The sequence below is a fragment of the Curvibacter sp. GW821-FHT01G03 genome (assembly GCF_059422285.1).
Map to the genome: position 1 here is coordinate 1 of NZ_JBWKWP010000052.1, position 1018 is coordinate 1018.

1 pseudogene is annotated in these 1018 nt (G+C 66.3%); it reads right to left on the reverse strand.

Annotated features, from left to right (window positions below):
* Nucleotides 1–474: 474 nt before the first annotated feature.
* A pseudogene (gene garD, locus AC07VS_RS28765) lies at nt 475–1018 on the reverse strand (galactarate dehydratase); the annotation flags it as partial.

The window sequence follows — 1018 nt, forward strand, 5'->3', positions numbered from 1 at the left end:
GCCAGGCCAGGCGCGCTGAGCACGCTCACGGCCGCGCAGGCCAGCAGGGTTTTCTTCAGATGAGTCATGGTTTTATCTCCAGGGTTGATGAAAAGGCACAGGGTTGGGAAAGGCTTGTCCGCGGCAGCAGGGCCTCAGCGCAGGCCGCACCCTCAGAGGGTCTAAGGCCGTTGGCTTCTTGTCGGTTTTGTCTGCGGTTGATGAATCAGTGGGCGTGGGTTGTCCCTGCCCGGCTTGGGCGGGCATTCGGGAGCGAGATGGAAAACAGCCGGGCCGAACCGAAGCACAACCCCTGGCGGACGCACAAGGGCTGGTTTCAGGGGGCGTGTCAGGGGCTCGTGGCGGCTGCCGGCGCTGTCGCGTCTGGGCGCTCAGCCGCTGGCGGTGATCGGTGGGTGCATGGCGGTCTCCGTCGGGGCGCAGGTTCTGTCGACCTGCTGCAGGGTGGTTTGAGTCGGTCCGGGGCGCGCGGCCTCAGGTCACCGGGGCCGGGTTGAACAACACCAAGGCGTTGTGCAGCTTCCAGCGCTCGGCCCAGGTCTTTTGGCGGCCGCTGGCCACGTCCAGCAGGTACTGGAAGAGCTGGCGGCCCACGTCTTCGATCGTCGCTTCGCCGGTGGCGATGGTGCCGGCGTCGATGTCCATCAGGTCGTGCCAGCGCCGGGCCAGGTCGCTGCGCGTGGCCACCTTGATCACGGGCACCTCGGCCAGCCCGTACGGGGTGCCGCGGCCGGTGGTGAACACATGCAGGTTCATGCCGGCAGCCAGCTGCAGCGTGCCGCAGATGAAGTCGCTGGCCGGGGTGGCGGCGTAAATCAGGCCTTTTTGCGTGAGCTTTTCGCCGGGCGAGATCACGCCGGTGATGGCGTAGCTGCCGCTTTTGACGATCGAGCCCATGGCCTTTTCGACGATGTTCGACAGCCCGCCCTTTTTGTTGCCCGGTGTCGTGTTGGCGCTGCGGTCCACGCGGCCCTGGTTCAGGTAGGCGTCGTACCAGGCCATCTCGCGGATCATGGCT